Source organism: Planctomycetota bacterium, assembly GCA_035384565.1.
GTDB lineage: Bacteria > Planctomycetota > PUPC01 > DSUN01 > DSUN01 > DAOOIT01.
On the sequence record DAOOIT010000029.1, the window covers coordinates 36,028 to 52,027 of the forward strand.

The 16,000-nt window shown below is 68.1% G+C and carries 10 protein-coding genes; 1 reads left to right on the top strand and 9 read right to left on the bottom strand.

The window, feature by feature from the left end; translation table 11 throughout:
* Positions 1–254 precede the first annotated feature (254 nt).
* A complete protein-coding gene (locus PLE19_12185) occupies positions 255–1,196 on the top strand; it encodes a bifunctional enoyl-CoA hydratase/phosphate acetyltransferase (GenBank protein HPD15705.1) in 942 nt (313 codons plus the stop codon).
* Here the strand turns inward: PLE19_12185 and PLE19_12190 are convergent.
* From PLE19_12190 to PLE19_12230, 9 genes are all read right to left on the bottom strand, one after another.
* Positions 1,190–1,612, bottom strand: coding sequence for a response regulator (locus PLE19_12190; GenBank protein HPD15706.1), 423 nt, complete (start codon positions 1,610–1,612; stop codon positions 1,190–1,192). The two genes, PLE19_12185 and PLE19_12190, sit on opposite strands and share 7 nt — an antisense overlap.
* Positions 1,613–1,620: 8 nt before the next feature.
* Positions 1,621–3,339 (bottom strand): ATP-binding protein, encoded by a 1,719-nt coding sequence (locus PLE19_12195; GenBank protein ID HPD15707.1) that lies wholly within the window; start codon positions 3,337–3,339, stop codon positions 1,621–1,623.
* Between the two features lie 191 nt (positions 3,340–3,530).
* Positions 3,531–5,891: a hypothetical protein gene (locus PLE19_12200; protein ID HPD15708.1), complete on the bottom strand. Its 2,361-nt coding sequence runs from the start codon at positions 5,889–5,891 to the stop codon at positions 3,531–3,533.
* 217 nt (positions 5,892–6,108) lie between these two features.
* Complete coding sequence (locus tag PLE19_12205) at positions 6,109–7,383, bottom strand: aspartate aminotransferase family protein (GenBank protein ID HPD15709.1); 1,275 nt, start codon at positions 7,381–7,383, stop codon at positions 6,109–6,111.
* A 76-nt stretch (positions 7,384–7,459) separates the two neighbouring features.
* Positions 7,460–11,254 (bottom strand): DUF6067 family protein, encoded by a 3,795-nt coding sequence (locus tag PLE19_12210; protein HPD15710.1) that lies wholly within the window; start codon positions 11,252–11,254, stop codon positions 7,460–7,462.
* Positions 11,255–11,356: 102 nt separating this feature from the next.
* Entirely contained in the window at positions 11,357–12,148 is a 792-nt protein-coding gene (locus PLE19_12215) for a dihydropteroate synthase (protein ID HPD15711.1), read from the bottom strand.
* 105 nt (positions 12,149–12,253) lie between these two features.
* The gene (locus tag PLE19_12220) at positions 12,254–13,216 is read right to left on the bottom strand and encodes an acetyl-CoA decarbonylase/synthase complex subunit delta (protein HPD15712.1); all 963 of its coding nucleotides are present in this window, start codon (positions 13,214–13,216) and stop codon (positions 12,254–12,256) included.
* A gap of 36 nt (positions 13,217–13,252) precedes the next feature.
* On the bottom strand, positions 13,253–14,035 hold the full coding sequence (locus PLE19_12225; GenBank protein HPD15713.1) for an AAA family ATPase: 783 nt from the start codon (positions 14,033–14,035) through the stop codon (positions 13,253–13,255).
* 11 nt (positions 14,036–14,046) lie between these two features.
* Positions 14,047–15,984: an ASKHA domain-containing protein gene (locus tag PLE19_12230; GenBank protein ID HPD15714.1), complete on the bottom strand. Its 1,938-nt coding sequence runs from the start codon at positions 15,982–15,984 to the stop codon at positions 14,047–14,049.
* Positions 15,985–16,000 lie beyond the last annotated feature (16 nt).

Here is a 16,000-nt window from a genome sequence, read left to right on the forward strand (position 1 = left end):
AAGGCCGTAAAGCCGCCCGGATCGCCAAAGCGCCATACTTGCTCAACCGCGAGGGGGAGAGAATTGAGCAAGTATGGGCGGGAAGGCCGTAGAGCTGCCCGGATCGCCAAAGCGCCATACTTGCTCAACCGAGAGGGGAAGAAAAGTGAGCGGGTATGGCCGGTTCGCGGTCGGCCATTGACCGCGGTGGGGCAAACGGGTATTCTTGTGGCGTCTCGGGTCGTCACATTCCAGCGCCAGAGGAGAATCGGCCGATGAAGAACTTCGACGCCCTGCTGCGTCTGGTGGCGCATCAGCCCCGCCGCCGCCTGTCTGTCGCCGTGGCTCAGGACTACACGGTCCTCGAGGCCATTCGCGACGCGGAGGCCCAGGGCCTTGTGCAGGCCGTGCTCTTCGGCGACCGGGAGAGCATCCTCGAGGAGGCTGAGCGCGCCCAGTATGCGGTGCGCGAGGCCGACATCGTGCACGAGCCGGACCCGCTGAAGGCGGCGCTGGGCGCCGTGTCGCTCGCCTCACGCGGCGAGGCCGACATCGTGATGAAGGGCTACCTCCACACCGACGATTTCCTCCGGGCCATCCTCCACAAGGAGCAGGGCCTTCGCACCGGCTCCATCATGAGCCACGTGTTCATCATCGAGAGCCGGGCCCTCGACCGCCTGCTCTTCGTGGCCGACGGGGCGATGAATATCGCCCCGGACCTCGAGTTGAAGGCCGCCATTCTCCTCAACACGGTGCACGTGGCCAGCGCCTTCGGCATCATGCGGCCCAAGGTGGCCGTCATGGCCGCGGTCGAGCTCATCAACCCTGCCATGCCGGCAACCCTGGACGCGGCCGCTCTCGCCCAGATGAGCAAGCGGCATCAGTTTTCGGTGGACTGCGAGGTGGACGGCCCCTTCGCCCTCGACAACGCCGTGAGCGCGGCCGCGGCGAAGCACAAGAAGATCAGCGGCCCCGTGGCGGGCGGGGCGGACGTGCTGCTCGTGCCCAATATCGAGGCGGGGAACATGCTGGCCAAGGCGCTGATCTACATCAGCGGATGCCGGCTGGCGGGGCTGCTCGTGGGGGCGAAGGTGCCCGTCGTGCTCACCAGCCGGGCCGACACGGCGGAGAGCAAGCTCCTGAGCATCGCGAGCGCCGTCTTCGCCATCAACCTTCAGCGCACCCTGTGGCTCAAGGTGGGCAAGGTGCACTACTGACCGCCGGCCTCGGCCGCCTGGCGCTCGATGAGCTTGCGGACGGTGGCGAGGAGCTTCGCGGGGTCCACCGGCTTGTCGAGGAAGGCGTCGGGGCGTTCGCCCATGTAGTCGTGGACGGCGTCGGCGGAGAAGCGGACGCCCGTCTTCTCGGCGATGCCGGTGAGGAGCACGACGGGTATGGCCTTGAGGGCGGGGTTCTGGCGCAGCTCGTAGAGGGCGGCGAAGCCGTCCTTCTTGGGCATCTGGACGTCCATCACGATCAGATCGGGGCGCTCGGCAGCCGCCTTCTCGATCGCGTCGCTGCCATCGCGCCCGAAGACGAACTCGTAGCCCTCGTCCTCGAGGGTCGCCTTGACGAATCGGCGGTTGTCCAGCTCATCGTCCACGATGAGCACCTTCTTGGGTCTGCTGGCCATACTTGCCCTCATACTTTCTGTGTGTCGCGTTGCCGCCGGAGCGGGAGGCAGAGGGTGAAGCTGGTGCCCTTGCCGATCTCGGAGGCGACGTCAATGCGGCCGCCATGCTCTTCGATGATCTTCTGGGTGACGGGGAGCCCGAGGCCGGTGCCTTTCGACCCCTTGGTGCTGAAGAAGACGGTGAAGAGCTTGGCGAGGGTCTCGGGCGACATGCCGCAGCCCGTGTCGCTGACGGTGACGCGGACGAAGGGGTCGGTCGTGGGGGCCTGGGTGCGCACGGTGACCGTGCCGCCGGAGGCGGCGCAGGCGTCAATGGCGTTGGTGATGATGTTGAGCAGGCAGCGGCGGATTCCGCGCGGGTCTACCTCCACAGGGCCCAGGGCGGGGTCGAGTTGGATCGAGAAGGTGACGTTGGCGTTCTCGGCCCTGGCGGCGGTGAGCTCGCAGATCTCGGAGCACAGGGCGCCGAGATCGGCCTCGGCATACTCGGGCTGCCGCTGCTTGGAGTAGGTCAGGAGGTCCCAGACCAGGTCTTCCATGAAGCTGTTGTTGCGGGAGACCATCTCCCAGCCGGTGCGGATGCGTGCCATGTCCTGCGAGTGGAGGCCCTTGTCGAGGATGTAGGCTCCGCCCTTGATGCCCTGGAGGATGTTCTTGATGCAGTGGGTGAGGCCGGCGAGGGTCTGGCCGACGGCAGCGAGGCGCTCGGAGGCCACGACCTTCTCGTGGAGGCGGGCGTTGGCGAGGCAGCCCGCCACCTGGTTCGCGGCGAAGGTGAGCAGCTCGAGGTCGGCCTGGGTGAAGCTGTGCATGCCCTTGAGCGTGTCTATGTGCACGGCCCCGAGCACCTCGTCGCGGAACACGAGAGGCGCGATCATCATCGAGCGGATGCCGAGGCCGACGATGCTCTGGGAGCCGGCGAAGCGCTCGTCGGCGGCCGCATCGCGGCACAGGAGGCCGGCACGCTCGCGCATGGCGCGCTCGAGCGCGGTGTGGGAGATGCCGGCGTCGGCGGCCCGGCCCTTGATGCGGCAGCGGGCGGCGGCCGTGTGGACCTCCCGGCTCTGGGGGTCCACGAGGACGATGAACGCGCGATCGGCGACGCCGAAAATCTCGAAGAGCGCGCCGAGGACGCGGTCCAGAATCTCGGAGGTGCCGAGGGTTCCCGTGGTGGCCCGGGAGATCTCGTAGGCGGCCAGGAGGCGTCGGGCGAGCTGGCGCGGGTCCTCGTTGGCCTGGGGCAGCGCCATCGTGGTGTAGCGCAGAGAGTCGACCGAGCCTACGGCGTTGTAGTCCACATCGGTGCGCACGAGGCGCCGGAGGCGGGTGGCATCGCCTTCCATCTTCGAGGCCGCGCCCTGAGGGGCCGGAGCGACCGAATCGCCCTTGCGCCACAGGATGGTCGAGGCGTCGGTGAGCATCTCCTCGTTCGCGTCGTCCGCGGTGTCCCTGGAGTGAAACGTCAGGTCCGCGTTCCCGATGCCCACGAGGTCGCCGTCGCGCAGGACGCAGCGCTTCTGCTGTTCGTCGTTGACAAAGGTCCCGTTGCGGCTCCCGCAGTCCTCCAGGATCCAGGCGGCGCCCTGGCGGACGATGCGGGCGTGGACCCCGGAGACTCCCGCGTCGGAGATGCAGATGTCGTTCTGCGGGGCGCGCCCGATGCGTGTCTCCACGCCCAGCCGGAAGCGGCGCTCGCCTTCTGCGGTCTGCCAGGTCAACGAAGCCATGCTCTGCCTTTCCTGCTTCGGCCCAGAAGCATCGGCTCCTGCGCCAGCGCGCGTGGCGGACGCTGTCGCATCCGAGCTTCTGGCACCCTGCCTGTCCTTTCAGGGTAGCCATTCGGGGCCAGCTTGTCAACTGCCCCATGGAGACGGCCAAGGGAGCCGCCCGCCGCAGAAGACGCCTGCCCTGGCATCACCTAGCGATGCCAGGGAGGAGCCAGGAAGCTGATGGCCTCCTCGAAGGTCGCCTTGCGTCGGAAGTCGGCCGGGTTGTAGGCGGGAACGGCTGGGTCTGGCTTGTCGGCCCAGTGGGGGTGATGCCGCCCGAAGTAGCTGCCGTAGAACTGGTAATTGCTGTCCACCCAACGGCTCAGGCGCATCAGCTCCATCGCCGTGAGCATCTTCGAGTGGTCGTCCTTGGCGTTCTTCGCGTGCTTGGGGTCGGTGAGAACGGCCATGAGCGTGCTCTGGGCGCAGCCCAGGCTCTTGGGCGGCAGGGCGGCGCCGTTGTAGTTGCCACGGTCGCCCTGGTTGAACGAGGTGAACTCGGGAATGATCGGGCCGGCCAATTGCTTGCTGGCGAGTTGCTCGTAGGAGGTGTTGTAGTACGTCGTCAGTTCGCCGGTGAGCCGGAGGCCGCCGGCGGGCTCCTTGGCGCCGTGGCATAACACGCACTTGGCGTCGAGGATGGGCTGTATGTCGGTGGGGTAGTGGATCACCTGGCCGGCCAGGCCGTCGCCGCCGTTCTCCTGGAGGTCGCACGGCTGGGGCTGGAGGAGGCTCGGCGGGCGGCCGAGAGCCAGGGGCGTGCCGCCGGTGCGCACGGCGGCGGTGCGGCTGTGCTGGCCGTGGCAGCCTGTGCACGAGCGCACTTCGCCGGCGGCGTAGTTCACGTACGTGCGCTCGCGCTGGACCTCGCGGAAGTCCTTGTCCAGAGCCTGGAAGAACAGGCTGCGGCCGGCCGGCACCACGAAGTGGGCCGAGCCGTCCGCCTCGACAGGCACGACGCCCCACTGGACGCGCGGCCAGAGGGCCGCCTTCCAGCTCGAGCTGCTCAGCGACGTGCCCCAGCGCCGGCCCGTGGACCAGTAGCGCGGCACGACCTCGTTGACGCGTAGCCATTTCACCTCGCCTGGGGCCACGCTGTCCATGCCCTGGTACACGTTCTCCACCACGCACAGGGCCTGGTTGGCGGCCGCGTAGCGCGGGTCGCGCACGGGCTCCAGCACGGGCGGCACGGCTCGGGGCACCAGCGCCAGCGGATGCCAGCACGAGAGCGCCGCGTCGGCGTGGACCTTTCGATGAACGCCCTCGGTGTCAATCAGGTACAGGGCGTACGCATTGGGAACGGCCTTGTAGTGATCGGCGGGGTTGGCCTTGAATGAGACCAGGAACCTGCGGTCGCTCACCGGGTACGGGGTGGCGTAGAGGTGCCCCTTCCTGCCTTCCGGGTCGTGGACGTAGTTGCCGTCGGCGGTCAGGAAGTGCCAGCCGGGCTCCGAACGGCGCGCGATGAAAACGTGGGGCGTGATGTTGACGACGGGATAGCGGGTGTCGCCGCGCACGAAGCCGGGCTCGTTGGGGTCGGGCCCGCGCTCGCGCATGCCCATCCCGTAGTCTACAAGCAGAATGGGGCCCAGGCAGCCGCCCTGGGGGAAATGGCACGTGCCCACGCACACGAAGCGGCTGTGGCTGCCGGGAAGGGGCATGGGGTACATGTAGATGGTCGTGTCGTCGTCGGCGAGGCCGTAGAGCTCCTGCGGCCGGCTGCCGTCGGGGTTCATGGACCAGATGGTCTTGGCCACGCGCGCCCCCTTGTCCACGTATTCCCAGCGGTGGTACATCACGCGGCCGTCGTCGAGGGCGATGGGGCAGAACTCGCTGACGGGGCTGCGCGTGAGCTGCTCCACGTTCGTGCCGTCGGCGGCCATGCGGTGCAGCGTGGGCGCCACCAGGTGCGACGAGCCGCCGCACAGCACGGTGCACTCGGAGCGGGTGGAGGAGAAGACGATCCGGCCGTCGGGCAGGTAGTTGGGGTGAATGTCGTCGGTGTGCCAGCCGCGGTTCCAGCGGGCCACCTTCTCGGCCTCATCGGGGGGCGGGAACGACACCTGACGCAACCCCTTGCCGTCAATGCCCACCTCCCAGATGCGGAAGCCGGCGCCCGGGTTCTCGCGGAAGTCGAAGAGCACCCGCTTCGCGTCGAACGACAGGCTGATCTTGCCGATGAAGCCCTTGCCGCCGGGCAGGGCGGCAGCTGTCACCACGGGCCGTTCCGCCTTGGTCCGCACGTTGTAGATGTAGATGCCGTTCTCGGGCACGAAGCGGTCGGGGCTGGTGCCGTTATTGATGTCCGTGTAGTAGTGGTCGGACGAATAGGGCTTGCGCTTGACGAACACGATCTCCTCGAAGCCCAGGTCCTCGACGCCCACGGGCGCCTGGGACATCACGGGGCCGGCCCCCGCCGCCGCGGCGGTCTCGCCGGCCGAGGCCGCGCTCCAGCAAGTGCATAGGGCCATCGCGCAGAACACGAGCACAAGCCTGATTCCACTGCACATGCGTGCTCTCCGGTACCCAAGCATCGGCAGCGGGAATATGAAACGTCGCCAGAAGCGAGTGTATGCCGCCCCGTGCGGCGTGTCAAGCGGGGCAGTGAAGCCGGGGCGAGGGTGTCCGGGGCGGGCACGCACCGCGCAGGAGGCGGGCAGGCACCCTGCCCGGCCGGGCCTCGCAGGCGCGACGGTTGCCCCTCAGCCCAGCGGCCCCGCACGCCGCCTACCCGGCGCCGAGGGCCGAGGCGAGAACGTCGGCGGCGCGGTCAACCTCCTGGGGCGAGACGACGAGCGGCGGCTGAAGCCGGAGCACGTTGCCGAACACACCGCCCAGGCCGACGAGCACGCCGGCCTCGCGGCAGACGCGGCGGACCTCGCGGGCCTCGGCGTCGGCGGGGGTCTTCGCGGCGTCGCGGACGAGTTCGATGCCGACCATGAGGCCCTTGCCGCGCACGTCGCCGACGAGCGGGCACTTGCCGCGGAGAGCGGCGAGGCGGCGCATCAACTGGTCGCTGCGCTCGGCGGCCCGCTCGGGCAGCCGCTCGCCTAGCATCACGTCAAGGTTGGCGAGGCCCGCCGCGCACGACACGGGGTTGCCGCCGAACGTCGAGAGATGATCGCCGGGCGCGAAAGCGTCGGCCACGCCGGGACGTGCGATGAAGGCGCTCAGGGGGAAGCCGTCGGCGATGCCCTTCGCCAGGCACAGGATGTCGGGCTCCACGCCGTAATGCTCGATGGCAAAGAGCTTGCCCGTGCGCCCGAAGCCGCACTGCACCTCGTCGGCGATGAACAGCGCGCCGTCCTTGCGGACGATCTCCACGGCCCTCTGGAAGTACTCAGGCGGGGGGACGATGATGCCCCCCTCCCCCATCACCGGCTCGGCCACGAAGGCGGCCACGTCGCCCGCGGTCTGGTAACGCAGCACGTCGGCCATCGCCTCGGCACAAGCAACTCCGCAGGCCGGGTAGCTCAGCTTCAGCGGGCAGCGGTAGCAATAGGGCGCGGGCGCGAAAGCCACGCCCGACAGGTAGGGGCCGAAGCCTTTCTTCCGGCCGCGATTGCCGCTGATCGAGAGCGTGCCCACGGTGCGGCCGTGGAAGCTGGCCGTGAGCGCCACCAACTCGTGCCGCCTCGTGAACTGCTTGGCGAGGCGCACGGCCCCCTCGATGGCCTCGGCGCCGCTGTTGCCGAAGAAGCTCTTCTGAAGGGCGCCAGGCGTCACCTCGGCCAACCGCTTCGCCAGCTCGGCGGCGCGGGGGTTGTAGTAGACGTAGGTGCAGCAGTGCACCAGCTTCTCCATCTGCTCGCGCGCGGCGGCGAGCACCTTCGGGTGCCCGTGGCCCGCGTTCACCACGGCGATGCCGCTGAAGCAGTCGAGATACTCTCGCCCGTCGGCGCCCGTCACCGTGCAGCCCGCGGCCCGCACCACCTCGATCGGCTCGAAGCCCGCGACCATGCTGGTGATGAGATACCGGTCGTAGAGCTCTTTGGCACCCATCGAGAACACCTCCTGCTATCGTGTGATAGGACCGATAGGGTTCCGAGTGAACACCTTCTCGAAGGTCATATCCGTCCTATTCGGTTGGCACCCGCAGCACCTTCACCCCATATGGCCCCGCCAGCATCGTGGCGGCGGGGTCAACCGCGGAGCCGTGCTCGGCATCGGCCACGGACAGCTTGCCTGCGGGCAGGCGCACTTTCGACGCATCGAGGCGCACGGCCGCCTTCACGTCGTCGGCCGCCCAACTGGCCAGGATGACGAGCGCCTCGCGGGCCGCCGGCTTCGCAAGCACGATCCACTTCACCTGGGCCGGCTCGACGCCCAGCACGGGCTCGTCGGCCCAGTAGTTGTGCACCGTCACCGCGTCGGTGCCGTAGCCGAACTGGCGGACGAGGTCGTAGAGCTTGCCGCCGTTGGATTGGATTTCGTGGACCATCCTCATGCCCCATTCGGCGCGGTACTGGAGCTCGCTCGGAGTCCCGCCTTCAGGCGGTCCTGCCCTCTCGAAGACCTTGTTGGTCGTCCCCGTGACGGGATAGAGCGTGAGCGGGTAGTTGCCGGTCTGGAGGCCGATGGTCTCGGCCTGGAGCCATTCGGGGCTGAACGGCTGGGCCGAGCCGAGTTCGTGGTCGAGGTTGGCCGTCGCCCAGGTGTGAATCGGCAGGACGAGGGTGTTGGTCATGTGGTTCACCCATTCGAGCGGCTCGGAGCGCTTCTTCCGCCATTCCTGGAGCAGGTTCCACACGCGCTTCTGGTATTCCCGCTGGTTCCAGAGGATCACAGCGGGTTGAATCGTGCCGTCCTCGGTCACATAGGCCGCAGAGGTGAGGGGGTTCATGCTCGAACGCGGATACGTGTTGTCCCAATACAGGCTCATCCCCCGCTTCAGCCACTCATTGGCTACGTAGCAGCCGAAGTCCTGGTAGCTCCGGCAGAAGTTGACGGTTGCGGCGGGGCCGGTGTTGCGTCCGCCGCGGAAGATGCTCTCGTCGGGCTGCGTGAGCGGCCCGCGGCGGAAGGCGAAGGGCTCGACGGTCCACTCGTCGGCGTAGACCTTCCACTCGTCGCGGGCGGTGCAGCCGGCCATCTCCTCCTGGTAGACGGTGAGCGGGCGGTTCGGCCCCACATCCTTCGCCCGCCCGGCGAAGTGCATCACGCTGCCCAGCCAGGGCCACGTGCCGTGGGCGGGGGGCGGGTTGTGCTGCTTGTCGTAGGCGGCGAACCAGTCGGCGTCCACCTTGCCGGTCGCGCGGGCCTCGGCGATCTTGTCGGCAATCGCCCAATTGTTGCGATAGGGGGTCTGGTACGAGCAGCACAGCCCGCCGAAGGGCACGACGGCGAGGCCGGTGGGCAGGTCTGGCAGCTTGGCCCGCCAGCCGCCCGGCATCGGCTTCGTCGGCGAGGCCTGAAGGCCGAACACGAGCGTCCGCGGCTCCTTCAGCGTCACCGGCTGGTTGATCAAGTGGACCCGCAGGATCACTTTGTCGCCCTCGCGGATGACCTCCTGGAGTGGCTCCTTGTGGTCCTTGCGTGTGACCCACCCTTTGTCGTTCTCGGCGAACCAGGCGAGGCCGCGATTGGGGTTGCCGAGCCAGATGTAGGCGGTGAAGGCGTTCCGCCAGCTCTTGCCGCGGTGCCCCTTGCGGCTGTCCCACACGACCCCTTGACCTTCGGGCACGGCGCCCGCGAAGTTCTGGCGGAGCGTGTCGGTCGTCTCGTGCAGCAGCCGTGCCTCCGATGCCTTGAGCGGAATGTCCAGCCACAGGCGCTCGATCTCATCGGGCTTCGGGCCGGGCAAGAGCGTCATCTCCACCCGCATGCAGCCGTCCATCTCGATAGTGGACTTCGTGGCGAGTTTCAGGGCAGCCGCAGCGCCTGTCGCCTCGAACACAGCCTGAGTGCGCCCTGTGCTCGTAAACTTACCACCCGCTTTGTCCCACTTCCTCTCGTTTCCCCCCATCCAACAGCGCAGACTCATGGGCGCAGCGAGGAGTTCCCTCCCATTGGCTACCACTGATTCCCAAAGGCCGAAGCCATTCATCTGGTGCGTGCGGCCCACGACCGATGCCTCCTGCCACCTGGCCGCCACGGGCGTGAAGGGTGGATGGACGTCGTCCGTGATCCCCAGTTCGCTGCCCGCCCACGGGAACGCCTTGTGATCGAAGGTGAAGGCCCCGCCTTCCGTCGTCTTCCCCGTCTGGTCAACCACCGAGGCGACAAGCGAGTGGAGGCCCTCGCCGAGGCGCGGGAGCTCAAGCCAGGATGCTTCGGCGCTGAAGGTCACCTTCTTGCGGAGAAGTTCCTTGCCCGTGGGGGACTTGAGTGTGAGAACGACCTGCTGAAGGGTGGAGGGTTCGGCGTTCGGGATGAGGCGATAGTGGAGCTTGCGACTGCTGGGGAAAAACATGCCCTCGATCTCGACGGGGGCGAGCCGCACCTCGCGGTTCAGCTTCGAGGGGTCGCGATAGCGCCAGAAGGCGTTGGCCACCTCTTCGGGCAGGAGGGCCTTGCGGTAGACGAAGACCTCGTCCACAATGGCCTCGCCGAACTGGATGGTGTCGGAGACGCCCTTGTTGCCGGGTGTGGCGAGGCTGGCCGCGGTCGAGCGGGCGACGAGGCGGCCATCGAGGTAGAGGCACACCTCGCGGCCCCGCCACGTGATGACCGCGTGGCGCCAGCGGCCCTCGTAGAAGTCGTCCTCGACGTTCAGGAACTCCAGGCCGCCCTGGGGGTTGGCGTAGTACAGCGAGAGGGGCCGCCCCGGGTCGCCGCCGTTGAAGATGTAAAGGGTGAAGCCCCAGCCGATCGAGACGAAGCCGCGGTTGCGATCCGACCAGTTGTTCACGCCATAGGGCTGGAACCAGAACTCGAGCGAGCCCTGATTGAGGTCGAGGAGGCCGGGGGCCGAGAGGGTGAGGCCGCCGACAACGCCCTGGTTCCGCACGCCCTCGGCGAATCGGGTCTTGGCGCCGCCCACCTTGAGCTCGGGAGGGCCGTACGTGGGGATGAGGGTCTCATCCAGCGGCAGGTAGACGGCCGGCTGGTGCCCGGTGAGGAACAGAGGTTCTGAGATCGGCACGGGCCAGGTCGCGGTGCGGCGCGTCCAGGCCGTGTTCTCGCGCTCCCAGAGGCGGAAGACGTTGCGGTGGATCCTCACCTCGTCGAGAAGCCCGACGAGACCGGCGGAGCCGGCGGCGTCGTTGCCGATGAAGAGGGGGCAGGGCTCCGCCTCCTCGTCGCCGTGGACAGCGAGCCCTTCGCCCCACTGGATGCCCACAGAGGCCACCTCGCGGCCATCCAGGTAGAGGCGGCGATAGACCGCCGAGATGCCCGCCACGTGAACCCACTTGCCCAGGGGCACGACGCCCGGCGGGCTGGAGGTCACAGTGCGGCGCCCATAGTAGAGGTTCGTGGTCTCCAGGTGCAGCGCACCTTGGGCATCCACGAAGAGGCCGAAGCCCTTCGTCCTGTCCACCTTCGGGTCGTAACGGGCATCGGTGTCCACGACGGCTGGCCTGTGGACGATGTAGGCCGTCCTGTCGGGATAGCGTTCGAGCTTGAGCCAGGCCTCGATGGCCACAGTGCCGCCGAGGTAGGGCTTCTTCGGCGCGACCTTCATGGCCCCCTTGCCCGAGAGCTTGAGCGCACCGCTGAAACGGCCTTCGGGTGCGGCGGCCGCGTCGCCGACAAGTTCGGCCTTGCCCGTCTCGCCGATGGCCTGGGAGGGATCGGGCGGGTCGAAGCGCAGCAGCAGATGCGTCTCGGCGTCGGCCTCATAGGGCCGCCAGAAGGCGGTCTGCGTGGCCAGGGCGGTGGCGGCCAGACTGGCCGCCAGGCAGCACGGGAGGGCGAGACGGCGCTGCGTCATGCCCGGCTCCTCCGTCGAGGGCCAAAGAAGCGAGGGAGCGAGGGCACACGAGGCCCCGGCTCCCTCTTGCCAAAGCGTGCCGAGAGGCGCCCGAGGGCGCGCTCACATGCGGGCAGACTTCAGGTAGCTGTCGCTATAGATGATGCGGTTCATGAGGACGTCGGCCGAGATGGCGGCGTCCATGATGTCGGTGTCGAGCACGTCAATGATGGCGGCATCGAGGCCGTAGGCCTGGAGCATGACGAGGCAGGTGCGGTTGATGAGGGGCCGCTGGCTGGTGCCCTGCGAGATGTTGGAGAGGCCGACGATGGTGCTGGGGGCGGGGTCGCACAGGACGGTCTTGATCTGGCGGATGACCTCGCAGATGTAGAGGGGCTGCTTCTGGTCCACGGTGACGGGGAGCACGATGGGGTCAATGAAGACCTTGGGCATCTCGAGCCCGTGTTCCATGGCCTTGGCGACGATAGTCATGGCGATTTCGACGCGCTTGTCAATGTTCTGCGGCACGCCCTCGACGTTGATGGTGAGGCACACGAGGGCGGCGTTGTGCTGGACGGCGAGGGGCATGTAGACGTCGAGCTTCTCGGGGTCGCCGCTGATGGAGTTGATCATGAGGGGCCGCCCGTCGGTGACTTCGAGGCCGGCCTGGATGACAGGGAGCTTCTGGCTGTCGAGGGCGATGGGGGTCTTGCAGGCCTGCTGCACGCAGTCCACGAGCCAGCGCATGGCGGCTTCCTGGTCGGCGGCAGCGGTGCCCACGTTGATGTCGAGGTAGCGCGCGCCCTGCTCGGTCTGACGCTGGGCGAGGTCGGCGATAACGGCCTTGTCCTTCTTCTGGATGGCCTTGCGAACGTCCTTGAACATGCCATTGATGCGTTCCGCAACCGCGATCATGCACGTGCTCCTTTCAGGGGTGGGACTTGTGCGACCCGTGGGACTCGTGGGACAGATGGGACCCACGGGTCGCACGGGTCCCACCGGTCCCACAGGGCTTGGGTATCACCCCTGCAAGCCCTTGAGCGCCTTCTTGACGGCGGCGACAGCCTTGGGGTGACGCATGCGGAGGATGTCGCATCCGGCCTGGGCCAACGCGATGGCGGTGGCGGCTTCCCACATGGGGCCGCGGAGGGCCTGGGCGCCCCACTCGGGGGCCTCGGCGTCGGGGATGCGGGCCTCCTTGGCGCGCCAGGCCTCGTAGCCGACGTCGCAGATGACCGGCATCATCATCATCTTGTCGCCGCCGAGGGCGGCCAGGCGCTGGCGCTCCTGGATCGAGTAGGCGTACTCGATGCCATAGCCGAGGGCGCCCGAGGTCTGGAACATCACGATGCGGTCGGCCGGCAGTTCCATCTCGGTGACGAGCGTGTTCACCTGCTTGGCGATGTTGATGTCGAGAGGCGCGAGGTTGATGAGGTTGTGGCCGTCGGCGATGCAGGAGGCCACGAGGCGCTTGTAGTTGTCCTGCTTGGCGCACCCGATGAGGATGCGCTCGCCCTTGGTGGCACCGCTGATCTTGGGCAGCACCTCGTTGTCCTTGGCGTCAATGCCGCAGCCCCAGACGATGAGGGGCACGCCCACGGCGCCGAGCACGGCTCGCACGGCCGCCACGGCCTCGTCGGCCGAGCGGTTCGCGCCGTCGGGGTCAATGCCGTCGAGCTTCACGCAGATGAGGTCGGCGCCGAACTCCTCGACACACTTTTTCGCCCAGGCGGCGGGGTTGCCCAGCACGTCGCCGTAGGGTGCCTTGAGCGTGTCGGGCCAGCCCTCGGGGGCCACGTCCAGCACGTCCATGGCGATGAGCACCTTGTGCCCCACGGCGCCGTCGCTGTCCATGAAGGGCAGGGTCTTGGCCCCGCCGATCTGGTGGACGACGGTGCGGGTGCCGCCCTGGTCGCGGGTGGCGCCCAGGGTGACCACGTTGACGCCGGCAGGGTAACTGTCCTTCAGTGCGGGAAGCGGCATTCCGTCTCCTCCTTGCAAGAGTGCATGTTTCCTGGGCTAACCCCTCTTCACGCTGGTTCGGCCGGGGACTTCCTGGCCGAGGATACGGCACACGCTGGCGAACATGGGGCTGTCGGCGGGCAGTTCGCGGAGCGAGCGGCCGGCCGCGGCGGCCTCGGCGATCCCCGCGTCCACAGGGATTTCGCCGGCGATGGGCAGCCGCGCCGCGGCGATCCGCTCGCGGATGGCCTCGGGCACGCCGGCCGGCGGCACGCGGTTGAGCACGACGGCCTTCTTCTTGACCGTGATGTGCAGCTTGCGTGCCAGCGCGGCGATGCGCTGGACGGTGTCGGCGCCCACCACGGTGGGCTCGGTGACGATGAGCATCAGGTCCACCGCGCCGTCGGTGCGGCGCGAGAGGTGCTCCATGCCGGCCTCGTTGTCAATGACCACGTAGGGGTAGTCGTCGGCCACGCGCTCGAGGTAGCGGCGGAGCAGGCTGTTGACGAAGCAGTAGCAGCCGGGCCCCTCGGGGCGGCCCATCGTCAAGAGGTCGAAGCCCTTGTGCTCCGAGATGCACTGCTGAATCTTGAACTCGACGAACTGGTCCTTCGACATGCCGCTGGGGATGGCGTCCTTCTTCTCGAGCGTCTCCTCGCGGATGTCGGCGACCGAGGCGTCCACTTCGACGCCCAGCATCGCGCCCAGCGTGGCGTTGGGGTCGGCGTCCACGGCCAGCACGGGGCGCTGGCGCTGCTCGCTGAGGCAGCGCACGGCGAGCGCAGCGAACGTGCTCTTGCCCACTCCCCCTTTGCCGCAGATGGCGATTCGACAGGCCACGGCTGAACGTCCTACTTCGCTGCGCTGACCGGGTCGTTGCGCGGCACGGCGACGGAGGGGAACTTCTCGACGTCTGTGTGCGGGATGAAGTTGGCCGAGACGAACTCGTCCATGTACTTCGGATTGGTCATCAGGTCCACGTAGGTCATCATGCGGGCGACGCGCTCGATGCGCGCGAGGGCCTCCTCGGAGAGGAGCGCGGCGCGCGCGCCGGCCACTGCGGTGTTGCCCACGAAGTGGATACGCTCGGGCGGCACGTCGGGCAGCATGCCCAGGGTGATGGCGTTGCGGATGTCGAGGTAGTTGCCGAAACCGCCGGCGAGGTAGATGTGGCGGATGTCGCCCATCTCCACGTTCACAGACTTCACGAGGGTGGAGATGGCCGCATAGATGGCGGCCTTGGAGCGAATGAGGTTGCTCACGTCGGCCTGGGTGATCACGATGTCGTCGTCCACCGCCGTCTGGCCTTTGGGGACGACGATGAACTTCAGGCTGCCGTCGTCCTGCACGAGCTGGCGCGCATTGCATCTGGGCTGGAAGCGGCCGTTGCGGCCGAGGATGCCGGCGCGGAACATCTCGGCGAGCAGGTCGAGCAGGCCCGAGCCGCAGAGGCCGCGGGCCGGTCGGTTGCCGATGGTCTGCACGAGCACGCCGCAGCCGGGGGTGATGCGCACGCGCTCGATGGCCCCGCGGGCGGCCCGCATGCCGTACTCGACGCCCACGCCCTCGAAGGCCGGCCCGGCCGAGGCCGAGCAGCACACCATCCAGTCCCTATTGCCCAGCACCACCTCGCCGTTGGTGCCCACGTCAATGAAGAGGCACAGGTCGGGCTGTTCGTCGAGGCGGATGGCCACGGCGCCGCCGGTGATGTCGGCCCCCACGTAGGCGGCCACGCTGGGCAGCGTGTAGAGGATGCCGCGCGGGTTGATGCGCAGGCCCACCTGGGCGGCGCGCAGGGGCGGCACGAAGTTCGCCACGGGAATGTACGGCTCCTTGCGGATGCCGACTGGGTCGAGACCGATGAAGAAGTGGATCATCGCCGTGTTGCCGGCGGCGACCACGCAGGTGATGTCGGTGGGCGCGATCTTGTTGCGCCGCACGAGGATTTCGATCAGTTCGTTCAGGTCGCCGACGATCAGGCGCTGAAGCTCGTCGAGCGCGTCATGCTCCTCGGCGAACATGATGCGGCGAATGTAGTCCTCGCCGTGCTTCATCTGCGAGTTGTACTTCGCCTCGCTGTCCACGATCCGCGCGTTCACGAGGTCCACGAGCTGCACCACGACGGTGGTGGTGCCGATGTCAATGGCGAGGCCCAGGTTGCGGCCCGAGGTGTCGCCAGGCTCGACTTGGACGACCTCAGTGGTGGCGCCGCGGCGGCCGATGGTGGCGGTGACGTCGTAGCCGCTGGCCGTGAGGATGCCGCTCAATTCGCGCAGCACGGCGAAGCCGGTCTGAAGGCTCGCCTCGGGCTCGTGCTTGAGGATCGCCTGGTAGAGGCGCTCGTGCCCTGCCAGGGGCGAGTCGAGGCTGGGGCGTTCGAGGGGCAGGTGGTACTTGCGCACCAGGGGGTCGTGGGGGAAGCCGGCGCCCTCGATGAGCGAGAGCATGCCGAAGCGCTCGGCATCCTCGTCGCCCAGAATCTGCCCCTCCTCCAGCCGCGTCTCGGGCGGAATCTCGACCTCGAGGTCGCCGTGCACGGTGGACTCGCAGGCCAGCACGTAGTTCTGGCGGATTTCGTCGCGATCGAGCAGCGTGGTGGGCTTGGAGTGGATGGGGCCGCTGCGCACGATCACGCGGCACTTGCCGCAGATGCCGTCGCCCCCGCACAGGCTCGAGATGTATAGCCCCGCCTTCTGGGCCGCGGCGAGAATGGTCTCGCCCCGCTCGACGTCGGCCGTGCGATCGTCGGGCGAGAAGTGGACGCGGCAGATGGGAGACTTGTCGGGCATGGGGTCTACCTGAGGC

What these genes read in the sequence shown, in the direction of transcription:
- PLE19_12185 (HPD15705.1), top strand. Translation starts at nt 255, where the DNA reads ATGAAGAACTTCGACGCCCTGCTGCGTCTGGTGGCGCATCAGCCCCGC.
- PLE19_12190 (HPD15706.1), bottom strand. Translation starts at nt 1,612, where the DNA reads ATGGCCAGCAGACCCAAGAAGGTGCTCATCGTGGACGATGAGCTGGAC.
- PLE19_12195 (HPD15707.1), bottom strand. Translation starts at nt 3,339, where the DNA reads ATGGCTTCGTTGACCTGGCAGACCGCAGAAGGCGAGCGCCGCTTCCGG.
- PLE19_12200 (HPD15708.1), bottom strand. Translation starts at nt 5,891, where the DNA reads ATGTGCAGTGGAATCAGGCTTGTGCTCGTGTTCTGCGCGATGGCCCTA.
- PLE19_12205 (HPD15709.1), bottom strand. Translation starts at nt 7,383, where the DNA reads ATGGGTGCCAAAGAGCTCTACGACCGGTATCTCATCACCAGCATGGTC.
- PLE19_12210 (HPD15710.1), bottom strand. Translation starts at nt 11,254, where the DNA reads ATGACGCAGCGCCGTCTCGCCCTCCCGTGCTGCCTGGCGGCCAGTCTG.
- PLE19_12215 (HPD15711.1), bottom strand. Translation starts at nt 12,148, where the DNA reads ATGATCGCGGTTGCGGAACGCATCAATGGCATGTTCAAGGACGTTCGC.
- PLE19_12220 (HPD15712.1), bottom strand. Translation starts at nt 13,216, where the DNA reads ATGCCGCTTCCCGCACTGAAGGACAGTTACCCTGCCGGCGTCAACGTG.
- PLE19_12230 (HPD15714.1), bottom strand. Translation starts at nt 15,984, where the DNA reads ATGCCCGACAAGTCTCCCATCTGCCGCGTCCACTTCTCGCCCGACGAT.